The sequence below is a fragment of the Xanthomonas sp. WHRI 7065 genome (assembly GCF_040203115.2).
GTDB lineage: Bacteria > Pseudomonadota > Gammaproteobacteria > Xanthomonadales > Xanthomonadaceae > Xanthomonas > Xanthomonas arboricola.
Genome location: NZ_CP168194.1, coordinates 4,454,099 through 4,470,952, shown reverse-complemented (window position 1 = coordinate 4,470,952; position 16,854 = coordinate 4,454,099). Strand labels below are relative to the sequence as shown.

The window sequence follows — 16,854 nt, the reverse complement described above, 5'->3', positions numbered from 1 at the left end:
AGCAGTTGCCGGTGCAACTGGGCCATGGCGTCGTGCAGCGTGCACGCCTGGCCCGCACACGACAGCGTAAGTCGATCCCCTCGCGCTACCCGCACTACAACGCAGCAAGCGCCTTGAACAGCTCGCGCAATTCGTACTTGTCGGTGTCGTCCAGGCCCTGCGCGCGCTGCTTGTCCTGCAGTTCGTCCAGGCGCTGGCGCAGCAATTGCTTGTCCAGTTGCGCAACGACGTCATGCAGTTCCATCGCCCAGCTGTGCTCGTCGCCGGGCAATGCCTGTGCGGCCAGTTTCTGCAGCGCGGCCTGTTCGTCGCGCTCGGCAAAGTGTTCCAGCAGTGCGCCCGTGCTGATTTCCGGGCGTTGCCGCACCAGTGCCAGCAGCTCCATCAACAGGTCGATGCCGGGCAGGCGCAGGCCGGAAAAATCATGGTCGCCCTCCAGGCTCATCGCCAGCGACGGCCGCTGCAGCAGGATCGCGATCGATGCGCGCACCAGGCTGCGTTTCTGCGCGGGTGCACCCATGCGGGCAGGCGGCCGTGCCTGCGATGTGGACGCCTGTGCCGCCTGAGTGACGCCCACGCCGGTCAGGCGCGACAGCTCCTGCTTCATCAGGTCGCCGAACGCGCCTTCGGGGATCTGTGCCAGCATCGGCTTTGCGCGTTCGGCCAGCCGCGCCTTGCCATCGAGCGTGTGCAGGTTGATCTCGCGCGACATCTCGTCGAAGAAGAACTGCGACAGCGGCGTGGCCTGCTTCAGGCGCTGATCGAAGGCCTGCGCGCCTTCCTTGCGCACGATGGTGTCCGGGTCCTCGCCATCGGGCAGGAACAGGAAGAACGCCTGGCGGCCGTCCTTCATGCGTGGCAGCACCGATTCCAGTGCCCGCCAGCCCGCCTTGCGGCCAGCGTTGTCGCCGTCGAAGCAGAAGTACACATCCGGCGCGTTGCGGAACAGCAGCTCGGCATGTTCGGGCGTGGTCGCCGTGCCCAGTGTGGCCACCGCCTGGGTGACGCCGAACTGGAACAGCGAGACCACGTCCATATAGCCTTCCACCACGATCAGCCGCTCGATCTTCTGATTGGCCTGGCGCACCTGCCACAGGCCGTACAACTCGCGGCCCTTGTGGAACAGCGCGGTTTCCGGCGAGTTGAGGTACTTCGGCCCCGGGTCGCGGCCGTCGGCCGGCGCGCCCATGATGCGTCCGCCGAACGCGATCACGCGGCCGCGGCGGTCGAAGATCGGGAACATCACCCGGTCGCGGAACTTGTCGTAGACATGGCCGCGATCGTTCTTGGAAAACAGCCCGGCGCGTTCGAGCACGCTCATGCGGCGCGCATCGGTGCCCAGCGTGTCCTTCAGTGCGCTGTAGCCATCGGGCGCGTAACCGATCTGGAAACGCGCGCGGTTGTCGGCATCCACGCCGCGGCCGTCCAGATAGTCGCGGGCGCGTTCGCTGCTCTCGAGCTGACGCTGGAAGAACTTGGTCGCCGCTTCCAGTGCCGAATACAGCTCGCGGCTGTCGTCCTGCTGCTGTGGGGTGCGTTGCTGGGTCTCGCGCGGGATTTCCATGCCGGCACGCTTGGCCAGCTCGTCGACCGCATCGAGAAATTCGAGGCGGTCGTAATTCATCAGGAAGCTGATCGCGGTGCCGTGCGCGCCGCAGCCGAAGCAGTGATAGAACTGCTTGGTCGGCGAGACCGTGAACGAGGCCGAGCGCTCGTCATGGAACGGGCAGCGCGCCGAGTATTCCTTACCCTGACGCTTGAGCGGCACGCGACCGCCCACCACCTCGACGATGTCGGTGCGTGCAAGCAGTTCGTCGATGAATGCGTCGGGGATGCGGGCCATCCCGCTAGGATATCCCAGCCGCCGGCGCGCGCCGATTTCAGTGAGCGAGGGCCCTCAGCGAAGCGGTGGATGCCGCCTGGGTACGCGCGGCACCCGGCGCAGCATGCGCAATCAACTGCGCGTCGGTGCTTCCGGCGGCTGCAGCGTGGCGTCTGGTTCGGCGGCGACCGGCGGCAGGTTGTCCGTATCCACGCCGGCCTCGCGCAGCTTGCGATGCGAGCGCACGCGCTCGTCGATCACCGCGGTCAGCAGGGCGCCGACGAAGAACACCACCGAGGCGTAGTACATCCACACCAGCAGGATGACCAAGGTGCCCATCGAACCGTATGCGCTGCCAGGCGCGGCCTTGGCGATGTACAGGCCGATACCGTAGCGACCCAGGGCGAACAACAATGCGGTGATCACACCGCCGACGAAGGCCTGCCGCCAGTTGACGGTGCGATCGGGCAGATAGCGATACAGGAAAGCGAAGGCGAGCGAATACAGCGCCAGGGTGGTGATGTAGCCGATCGCCGGCAGCACCGATGGCAGCCGTGCAAACACCACCTGCAACGCGGTGGTGGCAATCATCGACACGATCAACAAGAAGCCCAGGGCCAGGATCACGCCGAACGAGAACACGCGCTTCTTCAGCCACGCCATCAGGCCTTCCAGGCGCTGCTTGTCGGTGCGGAAGATCAGGTTCAGGGCGTTCTGCAACTGCGCAAACACCGCCGTGGCGCCGATGAACAGCAGCAACGTGCTCCACAGTCCGGCCAACGAGCCTACCCCGGGTTGATCGGTGGCGTTGCGGATCACCGTGTCGGCCACTTCCGCCGCGCTACCGCCGGCCAGCTGCGCGATCTGCTGCACCAGCGCTTCCTGCGCAGGCGGATACAGCGATGCGGTCAGCCACAGCAGCAGCACCAGCAGCGGTGCCAGCGACAGCAAGGCGTAGAACGACAGCGACGCGGCCTGCGTCATCACGTCGATCTCGAGAAAGCGATTGAGCAGTGCCATCGGCAGGCTGCGCTGCAGGCGGCTCAGATGTTTCTGCAGGTGTTCGGTTGAGAGCTTCGTCACCGGCGGGGGAATCCTTGGGCATACCGTTGTGCGCGCAGGCGTCGTGAGGTGAAGCCGGCATGCGGAATGCTTCACCCGGACCTGTGCTGGCGAAGGTGTTCTAACAGGGCGTGTTCAAAGATCGGGTGAAAGCGGGCGCTGGATGTTGCGCGTGTGCTGCTATTGAAACGGCGCTGCAGCCGGCCGCACTCGGGCGGCTCGCTGCAGTGCCCTGGCCATCGGGCACAGGGCATTGCGCAGGCGAAGACTCAGCCTGCCAGATGCTGCTTGACCAGTGTCGAGACCAGGCCCATGTCGGCCTGACCGGCCAGCTTGGGCTTGAGTGCGCCCATCAGCTTGCCGATGTCGGCCGGGCTGCTGGCACCGGTCTGCGCGATGGCTGCCTGGATGGCGGCGACGATCTCGGCTTCGCCCATCTTGGCCGGCAGGTAGCGCTCGATCACCACGATCTCCTCGCGCTCGATCTGCGCTAGGTCGTCGCGTGCGGCAGCTTCGAACTGGGTGACCGAGTCCTTGCGCTGCTTGACCATCTTGTCGAGCACGGCGATCACGGCGGCATCGTCCATCTCGACGCGCTCGTCCACTTCCTTCTGCTTGATCGCGGCATTGATCAGCCGGATCACGCCCAGGCTGTGCTTGTCGCCGGACTTCATGGCGGCTTTCATGTCATCGGTGAGCTGTTGCTTGAGGGGCATGGTGTAACTCCTGGGAGTGCGTGTTGCTGATGTGCCGATGCGCCATGACGGGCGCGGTGCATCGGCAGGAAGTCGGACAGGCGCGGATGGCGGCAGCGATGCCGGTCGGCTCTGCAGCTGCGCAGAACGCAGCGGTCGCCTGGCTGCGGACCAATACAAAAAGCCGGCGACGCTTGCGCGTGCCGGCTCTTGGGTTCCACTCCGATGGGCCGCGCCTTCAGCGCATGCCCGTCGGCAAGGAACCGCGTTCGATCAGTACAAGCGCTGGCGCTTGGTGACGTCGCGCGAGGAACGACGCAACTGACGCTTCACAGCAGCGGCAGCCTTACGCTTGCGCTCCTGGGTCGGCTTTTCATAGAACTCGCGCTTGCGGGTTTCGGCCAGCACGCCGGCCTTTTCGCAGGTGCGCTTGAAACGGCGGAGCGCAAATTCGAAGGGCTCGTTCTCGCGGACTTTAACGCTGGGCATGGGTTCTCCAGATAATGGGATTTCCGTCCGGGAGCCCCGGGCGGGTGCGAGCGGACTCGCGTGACGGAATTTCCGGGTTGCCCCGGCGAGCCGCGCATTATAACGACTTGCCAACGACCTGCAAGCCCCCTGCAGCATCTGCGTGAGCAAGCCTGATAAAGCCTGCGCTTGCGGGTGATCCGGTGGCGATGACACGGCCGTGCAGCAGATCGCCCCTGGCCGATCTGCGCAGGGCAAAAGCTGCGAAAATAGGCCGCATGTCCCTGCCTGCCGAGTTGCCGTGAAAGTTCTTGGGATCGAATCATCGTGCGATGAGACCGGCGTGGCGGTCTACGACACCGCGCTGTCGGGCGTGCCGGCGCTGCGGGCCCACGCGGTCTACAGCCAGATCGCGCTGCATGCCGAATACGGCGGCGTGGTGCCGGAGCTGGCCAGTCGCGACCATGTGCGCAAGCTGCTGCCGCTGATCCGCCAGACCCTGGACGAGGCCGGGTTGCGGATCGACGAACTCGACGGGGTGGCCTATACCGCCGGCCCGGGCCTGGTCGGCGCACTCCTTGTTGGTGCCGGTGTGGCGCGGTCGCTGGCCTGGGCGCTGGACGTGCCGGCGATTGGCGTGCATCACATGGAAGGTCATCTGCTGGCGCCGCTGATGGAAGACGACCCGCCGCAGCCGCCGTTCGTGGCGCTGCTGGTCTCCGGCGGCCACACCCAACTGGTGTCGGTGAAGGCGCTGGGCGAGTACGAGGTGCTTGGCGAGACGCTGGACGATGCGGCCGGCGAGGCCTTCGACAAGACCGCCAAGATGATGGGCCTGCCGTATCCGGGCGGGCCGCAACTGGCGGCGCTGGCCGAAACCGGCACCCCGGGGCGCTACAAGTTCGCGCGGCCGATGACCGACCGCCCCGGGCTGGATTTCAGTTTCAGCGGGCTCAAGACCCAGGTGCTGCTGGCCTGGCGCGGCAGCGACCAGTCCGACACCACGCGAGCGGACATCGCGCGCGGGTTCGAGGATGCGGTGGTGGAGACGCTGGCGATCAAATGCCTGCGCGCGCTGGATGCGGCCGACTGCAACACCGTGGTGGTGGCCGGCGGCGTGGGCGCCAACAAGCGCCTGCGCGCACGCCTGCAGGACGCGGCGCAGCGGCGCGGTGGCCGGGTGTGCTTCCCGCGGCCGGCCCTGTGCACCGATAACGGCGCGATGATCGCCTTCGCCGGCGCGCTGCGGCTGGAGGCCGGCGAGCGCGCCGACGCGGCAGTGCATGTGACGCCGCGTTGGGATATGGCGGGCTTGCCGCCGCTGGCGGCGGCGCGGGAATCGGGAATCGGGAATCGGGAATCGGGAATCGTAAAAGCGCTACTTTGATTCCGTTCGCGCTGCCGTGTCGTTGCTTGTGCTTCTCACCATTCCCTAATCCCTATTCCCGATTCCCGATTCCCCACCTATGGACAAAGTTTTTATCGAAGGCCTGGAAATCGATGCGCTGATCGGCATCTACGACTGGGAGCGGCGCATCCGCCAGACGCTGCGGTTCGATCTGGAGATGGGCTTCGACAACCGCATTCCGGCCGCCAGCGACGACATCGCCGATACCCTGAACTACAAGGCGGTGAGCAAGCGGCTGATCGAATTCGTGCAGGCCTCCGACTTCGGGCTGGTGGAGACCCTGGCCGAGCGCTGCGCGGCGATCGTGCTGGACGAGTTCGGCGTGCACTGGCTGCGGTTGAAGCTGAGCAAGCCTGGTGCGGTGCGCGGCGCGCAGGCGGTGGGGGTGATCATCGAGCGCGAGCGGGCCCGCTGAGGGCCGCCGCCGCTGCACCGCTCGGCGAGCTCCGATCCTTGGCCGAGCCCCGGAAGATCCAGGCGGCGCCGGACCAGCGATCCACGACCACGCCAACGATCCCCAGCTCCAAGGCGCCGTTCAACCGGACCCGACAAATCCCCAATCGCCACTTCCAGATCCCGACACTTGCCCCCTCGCGGTCGCGTCAGGCTAGAATTGACGGCCATGTAAACGTTTTCTCAAGGATCTCATGGCTGCTGATCGTATCGAAACCCTGATTGCCCAGATGACCGTCGAAGAGAAGGTCGGACAGTTGGGTGTGTTCGCCGACATGGTGCGGCCGTTCGCGCCGGACGTGAATCCCGAAGCCAATGTGCTCAACGCCGACGAGGTGTTGCAGCAGGTGCGCGCAGGCCGGGTCGGCTCGTTGTTCAATGGCGTCGGCGCCGCGCTGGGCGTGCAGATCCAGAAGGTGGCAGTGGAAGAAAGCCGCCTGGGCATCCCGGTGATCCTGGCGGCGGACGTGATCCACGGCATGCGCACGGTGTTCCCGATCCCGCTGGGCGAGGCGGCCAGCTTCGAGCCCGAGCTGGCCGAGCGCACCGCGCGCGCCACCGCGATCGAGGCGACCGCCGCCGGCCTGCACTGGACCTACGCACCGGCTGTGGACATTGCGCGTGACCAGCGCTGGGGCCGTGGCGCGGAAGGCGCTGGCGAAGACGTGGTGCTGGGCGCGGCGTTTGCCGCCGCCCGCGTGCGCGGCTTCCAGGGCAGCGATCTGAAGGCCGACGATTGCCTGCTGGCCACCCCCAAGCACTTCGCCGCCTACGGCGCCGTGGCTGCGGGTATGGAATACAACACCGTGGACATCGCGCCGCAGACACTGCGCGATGTGCACCTGCCGCCGTTCAAGGCCGCCTTCGATGCCGGCGCACTGACCGTGATGTCCTCGTTCAACGACATCAACGGCGTGCCGGCCAGTGCCAACCACGAGTTGCTGACCGAGATCCTGCGCGGCGAATGGCAGTTCCCCGGCGTGGTGATTTCCGACTACACCGCCGACATGGAGCTGATTGCGCACGGCTATGCCGCCGATGAGCGCGATGCGACCAAGAAGGCGTTCCTGGCCGGCCTGGATCTGAGCATGCAGAGCGGCTTCTATGCCGCGCATCTGCCATCGCTGGTGGAAAGCGGCGAGGTGCCGATGGCCACGCTGGATGCCAGCGTGCGCCGCATGTTGCAATTGAAAGAGGCGATCGGGCTGTTCGACAACCCGTACCGTTCGCTGGATCCGGCACGCGAAGCCGACACCGCGCATCTGCCCGCGCACGATGCGTTGTCGCGCGATGCGGCGCGGCGTTCGATCGTGCTGCTGAAGAACCAGGGCGAGGTGTTGCCGCTGAAGAAAACCGGGCAGCACATCGCGTTGATCGGGCCGTTCGTGCAGGACCGCGAGAACATCGAGGGGTGCTGGACGCTGTTCGGCGACAAGCAGCGCTACGTGACCCTGGAGCAGGGTGTGCGCGCGGTGGTCGACAGCGAGCATCTGACGGTGGTGCCGGGCTGTGGCCTGGAAGAGGCGCTGCCGGGCGGTATTTCCGCCGCCATCGATGCGGCGCAGGCTGCCGACGTGGTGGTGCTGGCGCTGGGCGAGCCGCAGCGCTTCAGTGGCGAGGCGCAGTCGCGCACCGAGATCGTGTTGCCGCCGGCGCAGCAGGCATTGGCCGAAGCCATCGCCGCCACCGGCACGCCGATGGTGGTGCTGCTGCGCAATGGCCGCGCGCTGGCCCTGAGCGGTGCGGTGCGCGATGCCGATGCGATTGCAGTGACCTGGTACCTGGGCACGCAGACCGGTACCGGCGTGGCCGACGTGTTGTTCGGCGACTACAACCCCTCCGCGCGTCTGCCGATCAGCTTTCCGCAGGTGACCGGGCAACAGCCGTATTTCTACAACCATCTGCGTACCGGCCGCCCGGAACTGCCGACGCTGTCCGAGTACAAGGCACGCTGGCGCGAGATGCCCAACGAGCCGTTGTATCCGTTCGGCCACGGCTTGAGCTACACCACCTTTGCGTATGCACAGCCGCAGCTGAGCAGCGCGCAGCTCGGCTGGGACCAGACCCTGACCATCACCACGCGCGTCACCAATACCGGCCGCGTGGCCGGCGAAGAAGTGGTGCAGCTGTATGTGCACGATCGCGTGGCCAGCCGGGTGCGTCCAGTGCGCGAACTCAAGGGGTTCCGCAAGGTGTTGTTGCAGCCCGGCGAAAGTACGGACGTGGTGTTCACCCTGGCGCGCGACGCACTGGCCTTTACCAACCACAAGAATATGTTTGGCGCCGAGCCGGGCGTGTTCGATGTATGGGTGTGCGCCTCGGCCAAGAGTGGCGAGGCGGTGACGTTCGAGTTGCTGGAAGCCTGAACACCCGCGGGCGTGGTATGACGCACTCACGCGACACGCAGCGGAGTGCGGCTACTGCACCGGGTTTGACGATGGCGGACGTGGCCCAAGGGCGCGCCGTCATCGGGTCATAAAAGATGCAGGCACGTGCCTGGTCGATGTGGGACCACGGGGTTGCTCGCATCTGCGCGTATCGCGCCATGCACCGCGCCGGATCGAACGCGGCTTCGCCGCGAAAATCGTGGCCACCGCCAGCACGCATTCGACGCGTGGCGGTGGCACGACTCCCCTGGGCGCGATCTTGCGGAGTTACGCGTGGTTCTCGACTGCCGCCTTGCTCTTTGGCGTCAGCTTGAGCAGGCGCCCGGTGCTACCGCTGGCTTCGTCCTCCAGCAACCACAGCGCGCCGTCCGGACCCTGTTCCACTTCGCGAATACGCGCGCCCATGTCGTAGCGGGCCACCTCGCGCGGCTGATCGCCGAGCGAGACCTGCACCAGCGACATCGACGACAAGCCGCCGATAAAGCCGTTGCCGCGCCACGCCGGGAACTGCTTGCCGCTGTAGATCACAAAGCCGGCTGGGGAGATCACCGGTGTCCAGCTGATCTTGGGCGCGGCAAATTCCGGGCGGGTGTTGTGATCCGGGATCGGGGTGCCGTCGTAGTTGTCGCCGTTGGAGACGATCGGGTAACCGTAGTTGGCGCCGCGCTGGATCAGGTTCAACTCATCGCCGCCGAGCGGGCCCATCTCGTGTTCCCACAGGCGCCCCTTGCCGTCGAAGGCCAGGCCGAGAATATTGCGGTGACCCAGCGACCATATCTGCGCGGCAACCCCGCCCTGCGCAGCGAATGGGTTGTCGGCCGGCACGCTGCCGTCATCGTTGAGACGGATCAGCTTGCCGAGATTGGCTTGTATGTCCTGGGCGGGGGTGAACTTCTGGCGTTCGCTGGAGCTGATCCACAGCTTGCCGTCCGGGCCGAAGGCGAGCCGGTGGCCGAAGTGACCGTTGCCGGTGACCTTGGGATCCTGGCGCCAGATCACCTTCAGGTCCGACAGCGTGCCGCCGCCGCTGGCATCCAGCGTGAGCTTGGCGCGTGCCACTGCTGCGCCGCGGGTATCACCCTGTCCCGGTTCGGCGTAGCTGACATAAACCAGGCCATTCTTGGCAAAGCGCGGATGCGCCAGGACATCGCCGAAGCCGCCCTGGCCGCCATAGGCGACTGCCGGAATGCCGGTGATGGCGCTCTTGCGGTTGGTCTTGAGATCCAGCCGCATCAATGCACCGCGTTTTTCGCTGACCAATAGACTGCCGTCGGGCAGGAAGGTCATTGCCCAGGGCTCGTCGAAATCGGCAACGGTGGTGGCCTGGAACGGCCATTGCGCCTTGGGAATGGCGGCAGCCGGCGCGACGGCAGGCGCGGCACATGCGGCGGCGGTGGTGAACAAGCTGGCCGAGCAGGCCAGGGCAAGCAGACGTCGGACAGACATGAGGTCCTCCAGGGAATGGGCGCAGTTGCGTTGCAGCCCTCCCGCAACGTGTCCTGCGTCGGGTTTTAAAGTACCTTACACGACGCCTTCGAGGCCGCCTTGTAGTAGATCACTTTCTTTGTGAGACGTGTGCGTCCCACATTACCGCTTCACCATGAAAAGGAGTTTCCATGGCTGCCACGCAAAAAACGTCACCTGCTTTTATCGCCGCATCCTGGGCTGCATTGCTGCTGGGCGGCATTGCCTACCTGGTCGGGCTATGGAATGCGCAGATGATGCTCAACGAAAAAGGCTATTACTTCACGCTGCTGTTGTTCGGCCTGTTCGCATCGGTGTCGTTGCAGAAGAGTGTGCGTGACCGCGCAGATGGAATTCCGGTGACGGGCCTGTACTACGCGATCTGTTGGTTCTCGCTGGTCATCGCGCTGCTGCTACTGGCAATCGGCCTGATCAACGCGACTTTGTTGCTGAGCGAGAAAGGTTTCTACGCAATGGCCTACGCATTGAGCCTGTTTGGCGCGGTTGCGGTGCAGAAGAACACCCGTGATGCGATGGATGTCGCCAACGCATCGCATTACTCGCGCGCGGTACCGCCGCCACTGGATTGACGCAGCACCCCACACTGATACAACAACGCCACCTCGACGGTGGCGTTGTTGTGTTCAGGGCTTGGACTTGTTGTCGCCACTCACGAAGTCTGTTGCATTTTCCCAGGCACGCTTGACGGCGTGACGGGCCTTGCTCCAGCTCAGGCCATCGGTGCCACGGTTGGCTTCCCATTCGCGGTGCAATTCTGCTTCCACCTGATCGTAGGCGCGTGCGTTTTCGCGGATACGCGCCTCATGCCCTGCGAGGTAGGCACCCTCGTAATCTTCGTAGCGGTCACCTTCGGTGTAATACGATTCTTCGGTGAAGCGCTCGCGCCAATAATTGGATACGTTCTGGCTGCGGTCTTCGTCCGGTGCGCGGCCCGGAATCTGATACGGCACGTTCATGCTCGTCTCCGTGTTGAATGTGCGCCCTAACCTAGGCGGGCAGGTGTTAAATCCGTTGCCAGGGCAGGTGAGGAGGACATCAAGGCATGCTGCACTTGTGTATTTGTCTCTAGTGCGCCCTTGGGCGATGCGGTGCACTGCTAACAGCAATTCAGCCGGCGTCGGCGCTTGTCACGTCGCTGCCGATGCAGCCTCGTAAGGCAGCGGCGTGGCGCCGGCGGCACGCAGGCTGGCTTCGGCATGCTGCAGCGAGGGCTGGTCGGCATCGATGATGACCAGGACGCGCCCTGCCTGGATTTCGTCCTCGAATTGGCGGCGGACCGGGTCGGGAACGGTGGCGCCGATCAGTGCAGACGACCAGGTACCGACCAGGGCGCCTGCCAGCGCCATGACGCCGGCGCCGGCGATGGTGAGGCCGATCGGAGGCACGGCGATGGCAACCAGTCCGGCGACCAAGCCCGCAGCGCCCCCGGTGGCGGCGCCGCGCGCGGCAGCAGGGAGAAAATCCGTCTTGGCATCCTTGCGTTCATCGGCAATACCTTCCAGCTCGATATCCGAACGGGCAATCAAGGACAGCGCATCGTTGTCGATGCCGGCGCTGCGTGCGGCCTGCATGACGCGTTGCGCACTTTCGATATCGGGCGTGCTGTAGACACGGCGCAGTTTCATCGCAAGCTCCCATGCAGGTGAGAGCTGCAGCCTTGGGCGGGCACGGTTAGTCGGGCGTGATCGCTGTGCGAGCGCCCTGCGAAAACCGCTACGCAGACTTGCGCGGAAACAGGTAAATCAGCCAGCCCACCAGCAATGCCACCCCGGCGGCTGCCAGGTTCTGCCAGCTGGCGCTGGCCAGCAGGCCCAGCGACAGCAGCAGCGCTGCGATGGGAATGGCCGGCCCGCCAGGCAGGCGCAAGGTGTCGGTGCGTTGCCGGTAGCGACGCGCCAGCACGATCACTGCCGCAGCGGTGCCGATGTAGGCAAACAGCCGCGTGACCATCGACAGCAATGCCAGCTGCGTAAACGAGCCAGACACCGCCAGCGCCAGCGACAGCACGCCCTGGGTCAGCACTGCCGCAGCCGGGGTGTGGAAGCGCGGATGCACACGTGCCAGGAATGCAGGGCCGTAGCCATCCTGTGCCAGCGCGAACAGAAAACGCGGCCCGAGCATGACCGTATTGCTGGTGGTGCCTAGGATGGAAATGGTGGCACCCACGGTGAGGATCAGCGCCAGCGCCTCGCCGCCGAAACGGCTTGCGGCATCGGCCAATGGCGTGGGCGAGGCGGCAAGATTGGGCAGCGTGCCCTGTGCGACGACCTGGACCGCGGCGTAGATCAAGGTGACGGTGACGATCATGGTGATCAGCGCAAACGGCACGTCGCGGCGTGGGTTGCGGTATTCGCCAGCGGCCGCAGGAATGTTTTCAAAGCCTGCATAGGCAAACAGCAGCAGCAAGGCCGCTTCGCCCAGATTGCCCAGGTCGCGCAGATCCGGCGTGGTGCCGGCAAAGGCCCACGACCAGTCCACGTAGAACAGGCCGATTGCCACGAACAGCAGCAACGGCACCAGCTTGCCGATCACCAGTGCGATGCCGGTACGCGCCGCCGATTTCACGCCGATCACGTTGATGGCGGTGAGCAGGCCCAGGGAACCGACGACCACCAGCAAGCGTGCCCAGTGATCGGTTGCTACGGTTGGCCAAAACCGCGCCACCGCATCGGCCAGGCCGTTGCTCAATGCCGCTGCCGAACTGATGCGCGTGAGCCAGATCATCCAGCCGATCTGAAAGCCGACAAACGGGCCGAACGCCTCACGCGTGTACAGGTAACTGCCGCCCGGCGTGTCGAAATAGCTGGCCGCCTGCGCGTAGCACAACACCAGCAACGCCACCGCCAGGCCGGCCAGCATCACCGCCCACAGGCTCATCGGCCCCAGCAGTGCCGCGGTGGCCGCGGGCAGCAGATAGATGCCGCTGCCGATGACATCGTTAATCGACAAGCCGACAATCTGCCAGCGGCTGACCACGCGGACCAGGCCAGTGGAATCGGGTGCAGGAGCTGGGGTGGTCATCGTGCTGCCTCCCTCAACTCGGGCAACTGCCAGCGGGCTTGCAGGCGTGCGTATTCGGCACGTGGCAACAGCACGAACAGCGGTTTGTCGTCGGGCTTCAACCAGGCCAGCAGGCGTTGCATATCGGCCGGCGCCATCGCGGTGCAGCCGGCGGTGAACTGGCCCGGCGTGCGCCACAGGTGCGCGAAGATGCAGCTGCCGCGCCCGGGAACCGCATCGGGATTGTGGGCGATCACGAAGCCCTCGCTGTAACGTGCATCGCCGGGATGTTGCAGGTCCAGGCGCATCGGTTCGGTCGACCCGGCCACCGCGGCCTCACCGACCTGCGCGGCATCGACGATGCGGTTGTACAGCGGCGAACTCGGTACATCCATGCAGTAGTGGGTGGCGCTCATCGCCTGGTACGGCATGGCGCTGTCGATCTGCTGGGCGTAACCGAAGGCCGGGCCGATCGCGAATACACCGGCCGGGCTGCGGCCGTCGCCTTCGCGCTTCTGCGGGCCTTGTGCCTGCGCCGGATGCAAGCCATCGCCCCAGGCACTGCCATGCCGCCCGAGCGCGACTGCGAAGCCCGGTGCGGCCGGTTGCCAGTGGCCGTCCACACGGGTGAATGTCTGCAGGCGCGCCTGGGTGCTGTCCCAGTCCGGCGTGGTCACCACGATCAACGCGCGCGCTTGATTCAAGGCATCGATCGGCCCGGCAGCGACGGCAACGCTGCTGCAACTTGCCAGCGCCAACAGCACAACGGATCGAAACAAGGTGGCAAGGCGCATGCAGGCTCCGGGGGAATGGTCGAGCGGGGACGAGTCTGGGATCGATACACGGTTGACGGAGATAGTGCGCTGCTTTGGTGCCGCGTTGGGCGCACCATACTGTCGCTACTGTACTCAGCAATGCGGCCGCGTGCCGCATGCGCGCGCCTGGTTTGTACGACTGCTTGGCGGGGCTTCGAGTGTGTTTTGTTGTTCTGGGAGAGTTGGCCTCTGTGGCTGGCTGGCTGCAGAGCGGCTGATCTGGGGCATGGTTGCAGGGCCCTTGCCCGCCCGCCCTCGCAGGACACGCCGCAAGTACATCCTTTTAGGCGCTTACGCGGCATCCATGCCGCGTAAGGTCCCGCGACGGTGAGCGGGCAAGGACCAGTCGCGATGGTCGGTGGGCATGGTGCAAGCAATGCACGAGGTTCGCTGTCCGGGTGGCTGCGTGTGCGAAGAAGCGCTAACGGCGCCATGCCGGCACCAGCGCGGCATGGAGATCCAATTGGCGTCTTAGTCTGCAAGTCAAGCCGGCAAAAGCTCCAGCCCGTGGATGCGGCGGATGCCCAGGCCGGGCGAGTCGTCGATATGGATCTGCGCATCGTCGAAGTGCACGCCGCCCTCGGTGGGATCGAACTGCCCGAGTGCGGGCGCATCCAGGTCCGCCAGGGTGATGCTGTCGGCCTTGGCCACCGCCAGATGCACTGCCGCAGCCACGCTGATGCTGGATTCGATCATGCAGCCGATCATGCAGGGCACGCCGTACAAGCCAGCGATATCGGCGATGCGGATTGCGTTGGATAGCCCGCCGGTCTTCATCAGCTTGATGTTGACGATATCGGCTGCGCGGCGCTGGATGAGGTCGATCACCTGGACCGGCGAGAACACGCTTTCGTCGGCCATCACCGGTGTGTCGATCCGTGCGGTGACAAACGCCAGTCCGTCGATGTCCGCGGCCTTGACCGGCTGCTCCACCAGTTCCATTACGATGCCGGCGTGTTCCAGTGTGCGCATGGTGCGCACCGCCTGTTTGGGCGTCCAGCCCTGGTTGGCATCCAGGCGCAGCGATGCGCGACCAGCGACAGCGGCATGTATCGCCGTGATCCGCTCAAGGTCTGAGCCGCTGTCCTTGCCGACCTTGATCTTCAGTGACCGATAGCCACGTGCAAGCGCGGATTGCGCCTGCGCCACCATCACGTCGATGCTATCGACGCTGATGGTGATGTCGGTGGTGATGCGCGGCGTGCCGCCGCCGAGCGCACGGTAGAGCGGGATGCCCAAGGCCTGCGCCCACAGGTCGTAGAGCGCGATCTCCACTGCCGCCTTGGCACTGGTGTTGCGCTCCAGCGCGTGTTGCACCAGCGCGCATAGCCGGTTGAGATCGGCCACGTCCTGGCCGATCAACTTCGGCCCGATGCAATGATCGATTGCGGCGATGATGGAACCGTGCGTATCGCCGGTGATCGGGGCGGTTGCCGGGGCTGCGCCATAGCCGATGTGGCCGCTATCGGTCTGCAGCAGCACCACCACGTCCTCGATCGCCTGCACGGTACGCACTGCTGTCTTGAACGGGGTCTTCAATGGCACGCGCAGCATGCCGAGGCGAAAGCCGGTGATCTTCATGGCGAGTCAGTCGGTGCAATGCGTTGGATGCGGGTGATGTGGTCGACGAATGGTGTGCCGTCGCTGGCGAGCAAGGGCAGCAGCGGCGTCACCGACACACCGTTCAAGCGCGCGCGCTGCACGTTGCCGGCTGCGTCGCGGTAATTAGCGCCGGCCACATCATGGATCACCCATGGCGCGCCGTGCTCGTGTCCAATCACCAGCATCACATGACCGGGGATATAGATCAGGTCGCCGACCTGCAGCCGGGCAAGTTGTTGCAGGCGCTGCGGCGGTGCGGCCTGCGCCTGAAACGGAACGCCCAGCAGCGCAGGGCTGCGTGCCTGATCGCCGGTATTGCGCGGCAATGCGATGCCCAGGCTGCGATACACATCCAGCACGAAACCGCTGCAGTCGCGCGCATCGTAATCGTTGCCCCAGCCATAACGTTCGCCGAGAAATTTGAACGCCTGCTGCAACAACGCTGCATGCGTGGCCGGCAGTGGGCCCACGCGCACGTCGGCACCGCGCGGGATCAGTGCCGGCACCAGCTGCAAGCGACCCTCGCTGTTGCGCAGCGGTAACTGCACGACATGGGCAGCCTGCGGCAACTGCCCGTTGACCGGCTGCTGCGGCGGCCAGTCGCGAAGCAGCGGCACGCTGGTGCCCATGTCCAGCGCCAGTGCGGAGATGGCGGGTACCTCCGGGGTATAGGCGCTTTGCACGCGTGCGCCGGTGACCACCAGCCGTGGGCGGCGTTGTGCATAGTCCAGCACTTCGTCACGCGTGCCCATGGCAATCCGGTCGGCGGCGATCCAGGCCGCATAGTTGGCCGCCAGCACAAAGTGCCATGCACCATCGGCGCTGGTGTGCAGCACCGCCACCGGTGTGCCGGGGTAGAGCGCCGATTCCTGGAAGCGGTCGATATCGTGGTCGTCGGTGGTGCTGAACACGCGTTGCGTGGTGGGGAAGGTGCGCAGTGCAGCGCGCTGCACCACCAGTGCAAACCGCGGCGTGACCTGTGCGGGCAGTGCATCCAGTGCCAGGGCGTGGCGCAGCGTCGCAAGGCGAGAGGTATCGATGCTGCGACCTTCGCTGTCGTACAGCGCACGCATCGGTGTGGCCGACAGCGTTTCGATGCGCGCGCGCACCTCGGCCGCCGGCAGCACCTCGGCCAGCTGCGACAGGTCGTGCATGGAGCGATCGTCACGCAGTAAGCGTGCATTGAAGCCGGCGATCTGTGCGGCAGTCATGTGCAGCGTCTGCGTGTTGCCAGTGCGCTGGATCCAGTAGTCGGCGGTCAGCTGCGCATCGCTGGCCGCCAACGGTGCCGTGTGCGGTATCGGGCTGGCAGGCGTTGCCGCAGCGGCATCCCAGAACAGTCCAGTGACCAGCAACAACAACGTCAGCAGGCGGCGCGACAGTGGCATGAAGAGGGCTCTTGATGGATGCAGCGACTGGCGAGGCTTTTTACAGGGAATCACGACCGCAGGCGCGCGGACATGCGCCGACCGCGCCGGCTTGTAGTGTACGCATGCGCAAGTATCCCCGGTGCGTGTCGCATGGCGCAGCGGCGGTGTAAGGTCTGTTGGTCTCTACGCACGTGCAGTCTGCCTGCCACCGGCCGCAGCCGCGTGCTGCACGCCATCGCCCCGCACGGCAGATAATGGGTGCATCGCCTGCGCGGCCCATCAGGGGG

General features: G+C 65.6%; 15 protein-coding genes. 4 read left to right on the top strand and 11 right to left on the bottom strand.

The window, feature by feature from the left end:
- Positions 1 to 94: 94 nt before the first annotated feature.
- The 4 genes from dnaG to rpsU form a co-directional block, all read right to left on the bottom strand.
- Positions 95 to 1,843: a DNA primase gene (gene dnaG / locus ABQY64_RS18620; RefSeq protein ID WP_024938854.1), complete on the bottom strand. Its 1,749-nt coding sequence runs from the start codon at positions 1,841 to 1,843 to the stop codon at positions 95 to 97.
- Between the two features lie 111 nt (positions 1,844 to 1,954).
- Positions 1,955 to 2,905, bottom strand: a complete 951-nt coding sequence (locus ABQY64_RS18615) for a YihY/virulence factor BrkB family protein (RefSeq protein WP_102580517.1) — start codon at positions 2,903 to 2,905, stop codon at positions 1,955 to 1,957.
- A 248-nt stretch (positions 2,906 to 3,153) separates the two neighbouring features.
- On the bottom strand, positions 3,154 to 3,600 hold the full coding sequence (locus ABQY64_RS18610) for a GatB/YqeY domain-containing protein (RefSeq protein WP_016902816.1): 447 nt from the start codon (positions 3,598 to 3,600) through the stop codon (positions 3,154 to 3,156).
- A gap of 252 nt (positions 3,601 to 3,852) precedes the next feature.
- On the bottom strand, positions 3,853 to 4,068 hold the full coding sequence (gene rpsU / locus ABQY64_RS18605) for a 30S ribosomal protein S21 (RefSeq protein ID WP_002808376.1): 216 nt from the start codon (positions 4,066 to 4,068) through the stop codon (positions 3,853 to 3,855).
- Positions 4,069 to 4,348: 280 nt separating this feature from the next.
- On the opposite strand from rpsU, the gene tsaD reads away from it, so the two are divergent.
- The 3 genes from tsaD (at position 4,349) to ABQY64_RS18590 (ending at position 8,274) form a co-directional block, all read left to right on the top strand.
- Positions 4,349 to 5,434: a tRNA (adenosine(37)-N6)-threonylcarbamoyltransferase complex transferase subunit TsaD gene (gene tsaD / locus ABQY64_RS18600; RefSeq protein WP_349780733.1), complete on the top strand. Its 1,086-nt coding sequence runs from the start codon at positions 4,349 to 4,351 to the stop codon at positions 5,432 to 5,434.
- Positions 5,435 to 5,513: 79 nt separating this feature from the next.
- Positions 5,514 to 5,870, top strand: a complete 357-nt coding sequence (folB, locus tag ABQY64_RS18595; RefSeq protein ID WP_024938857.1) for a dihydroneopterin aldolase — start codon at positions 5,514 to 5,516, stop codon at positions 5,868 to 5,870.
- 232 nt (positions 5,871 to 6,102) lie between these two features.
- Positions 6,103 to 8,274, top strand: a complete 2,172-nt coding sequence (locus ABQY64_RS18590; RefSeq protein WP_349780734.1) for a glycoside hydrolase family 3 N-terminal domain-containing protein — start codon at positions 6,103 to 6,105, stop codon at positions 8,272 to 8,274.
- 288 nt (positions 8,275 to 8,562) lie between these two features.
- Here ABQY64_RS18590 and ABQY64_RS18585 read toward each other — a convergent pair whose 3' ends face one another.
- Complete coding sequence (locus tag ABQY64_RS18585) at positions 8,563 to 9,741, bottom strand: PQQ-dependent sugar dehydrogenase (protein WP_349780735.1); 1,179 nt, start codon at positions 9,739 to 9,741, stop codon at positions 8,563 to 8,565.
- A 170-nt stretch (positions 9,742 to 9,911) separates the two neighbouring features.
- On the opposite strand from ABQY64_RS18585, the gene yiaA reads away from it, so the two are divergent.
- A complete protein-coding gene (gene yiaA, locus ABQY64_RS18580) occupies positions 9,912 to 10,349 on the top strand; it encodes an inner membrane protein YiaA (protein WP_046344757.1) in 438 nt (145 codons plus the stop codon).
- Between the two features lie 54 nt (positions 10,350 to 10,403).
- Here the strand turns inward: yiaA and ABQY64_RS18575 are convergent, their stop codons facing one another.
- From ABQY64_RS18575 to ABQY64_RS18550, 6 genes are all read right to left on the bottom strand, one after another.
- Positions 10,404 to 10,736 carry a hypothetical protein gene (locus tag ABQY64_RS18575; protein WP_039518493.1) on the bottom strand — a complete coding sequence of 111 codons (333 nt, stop codon included), beginning with the start codon at positions 10,734 to 10,736 and terminating at the stop codon, positions 10,404 to 10,406.
- 171 nt (positions 10,737 to 10,907) lie between these two features.
- Positions 10,908 to 11,405: a hypothetical protein gene (locus tag ABQY64_RS18570; RefSeq protein ID WP_127158736.1), complete on the bottom strand. Its 498-nt coding sequence runs from the start codon at positions 11,403 to 11,405 to the stop codon at positions 10,908 to 10,910.
- An 88-nt stretch (positions 11,406 to 11,493) separates the two neighbouring features.
- Positions 11,494 to 12,801, bottom strand: coding sequence for an APC family permease (locus ABQY64_RS18565; RefSeq protein ID WP_024938862.1), 1,308 nt, complete (start codon positions 12,799 to 12,801; stop codon positions 11,494 to 11,496).
- On the bottom strand, positions 12,798 to 13,574 hold the full coding sequence (locus ABQY64_RS18560; protein WP_065048581.1) for a L,D-transpeptidase: 777 nt from the start codon (positions 13,572 to 13,574) through the stop codon (positions 12,798 to 12,800). The genes ABQY64_RS18565 and ABQY64_RS18560 overlap by 4 nt, the downstream gene beginning before the upstream one ends.
- 504 nt (positions 13,575 to 14,078) lie before the next feature.
- Positions 14,079 to 15,176, bottom strand: a complete 1,098-nt coding sequence (locus ABQY64_RS18555) for a dipeptide epimerase (RefSeq protein ID WP_127158738.1) — start codon at positions 15,174 to 15,176, stop codon at positions 14,079 to 14,081.
- Positions 15,173 to 16,585 (bottom strand): SH3 domain-containing protein, encoded by a 1,413-nt coding sequence (locus ABQY64_RS18550; protein ID WP_127158739.1) that lies wholly within the window; start codon positions 16,583 to 16,585, stop codon positions 15,173 to 15,175. Before ABQY64_RS18550 ends, ABQY64_RS18555 begins: the two co-directional genes overlap by 4 nt.
- Positions 16,586 to 16,854 lie beyond the last annotated feature (269 nt).

Excerpts from the sequence above, each read along its gene's own strand:
- dnaG (WP_024938854.1), bottom strand. The coding sequence starts at position 1,843 with ATGGCCCGCATCCCCGACGCATTCATCGACGAACTGCTTGCACGCACC.
- ABQY64_RS18610 (WP_016902816.1), bottom strand. The coding sequence starts at position 3,600 with ATGCCCCTCAAGCAACAGCTCACCGATGACATGAAAGCCGCCATGAAG.
- rpsU (WP_002808376.1), bottom strand. The coding sequence starts at position 4,068 with ATGCCCAGCGTTAAAGTCCGCGAGAACGAGCCCTTCGAATTTGCGCTC.
- folB (WP_024938857.1), top strand. The coding sequence starts at position 5,514 with ATGGACAAAGTTTTTATCGAAGGCCTGGAAATCGATGCGCTGATCGGC.
- ABQY64_RS18590 (WP_349780734.1), top strand. The coding sequence starts at position 6,103 with ATGGCTGCTGATCGTATCGAAACCCTGATTGCCCAGATGACCGTCGAA.
- ABQY64_RS18585 (WP_349780735.1), bottom strand. The coding sequence starts at position 9,741 with ATGTCTGTCCGACGTCTGCTTGCCCTGGCCTGCTCGGCCAGCTTGTTC.
- yiaA (WP_046344757.1), top strand. The coding sequence starts at position 9,912 with ATGGCTGCCACGCAAAAAACGTCACCTGCTTTTATCGCCGCATCCTGG.
- ABQY64_RS18575 (WP_039518493.1), bottom strand. The coding sequence starts at position 10,736 with ATGAACGTGCCGTATCAGATTCCGGGCCGCGCACCGGACGAAGACCGC.
- ABQY64_RS18570 (WP_127158736.1), bottom strand. The coding sequence starts at position 11,405 with ATGAAACTGCGCCGTGTCTACAGCACGCCCGATATCGAAAGTGCGCAA.
- ABQY64_RS18565 (WP_024938862.1), bottom strand. The coding sequence starts at position 12,801 with ATGACCACCCCAGCTCCTGCACCCGATTCCACTGGCCTGGTCCGCGTG.
- ABQY64_RS18560 (WP_065048581.1), bottom strand. The coding sequence starts at position 13,574 with ATGCGCCTTGCCACCTTGTTTCGATCCGTTGTGCTGTTGGCGCTGGCA.
- ABQY64_RS18555 (WP_127158738.1), bottom strand. The coding sequence starts at position 15,176 with ATGAAGATCACCGGCTTTCGCCTCGGCATGCTGCGCGTGCCATTGAAG.
- ABQY64_RS18550 (WP_127158739.1), bottom strand. The coding sequence starts at position 16,585 with ATGCCACTGTCGCGCCGCCTGCTGACGTTGTTGTTGCTGGTCACTGGA.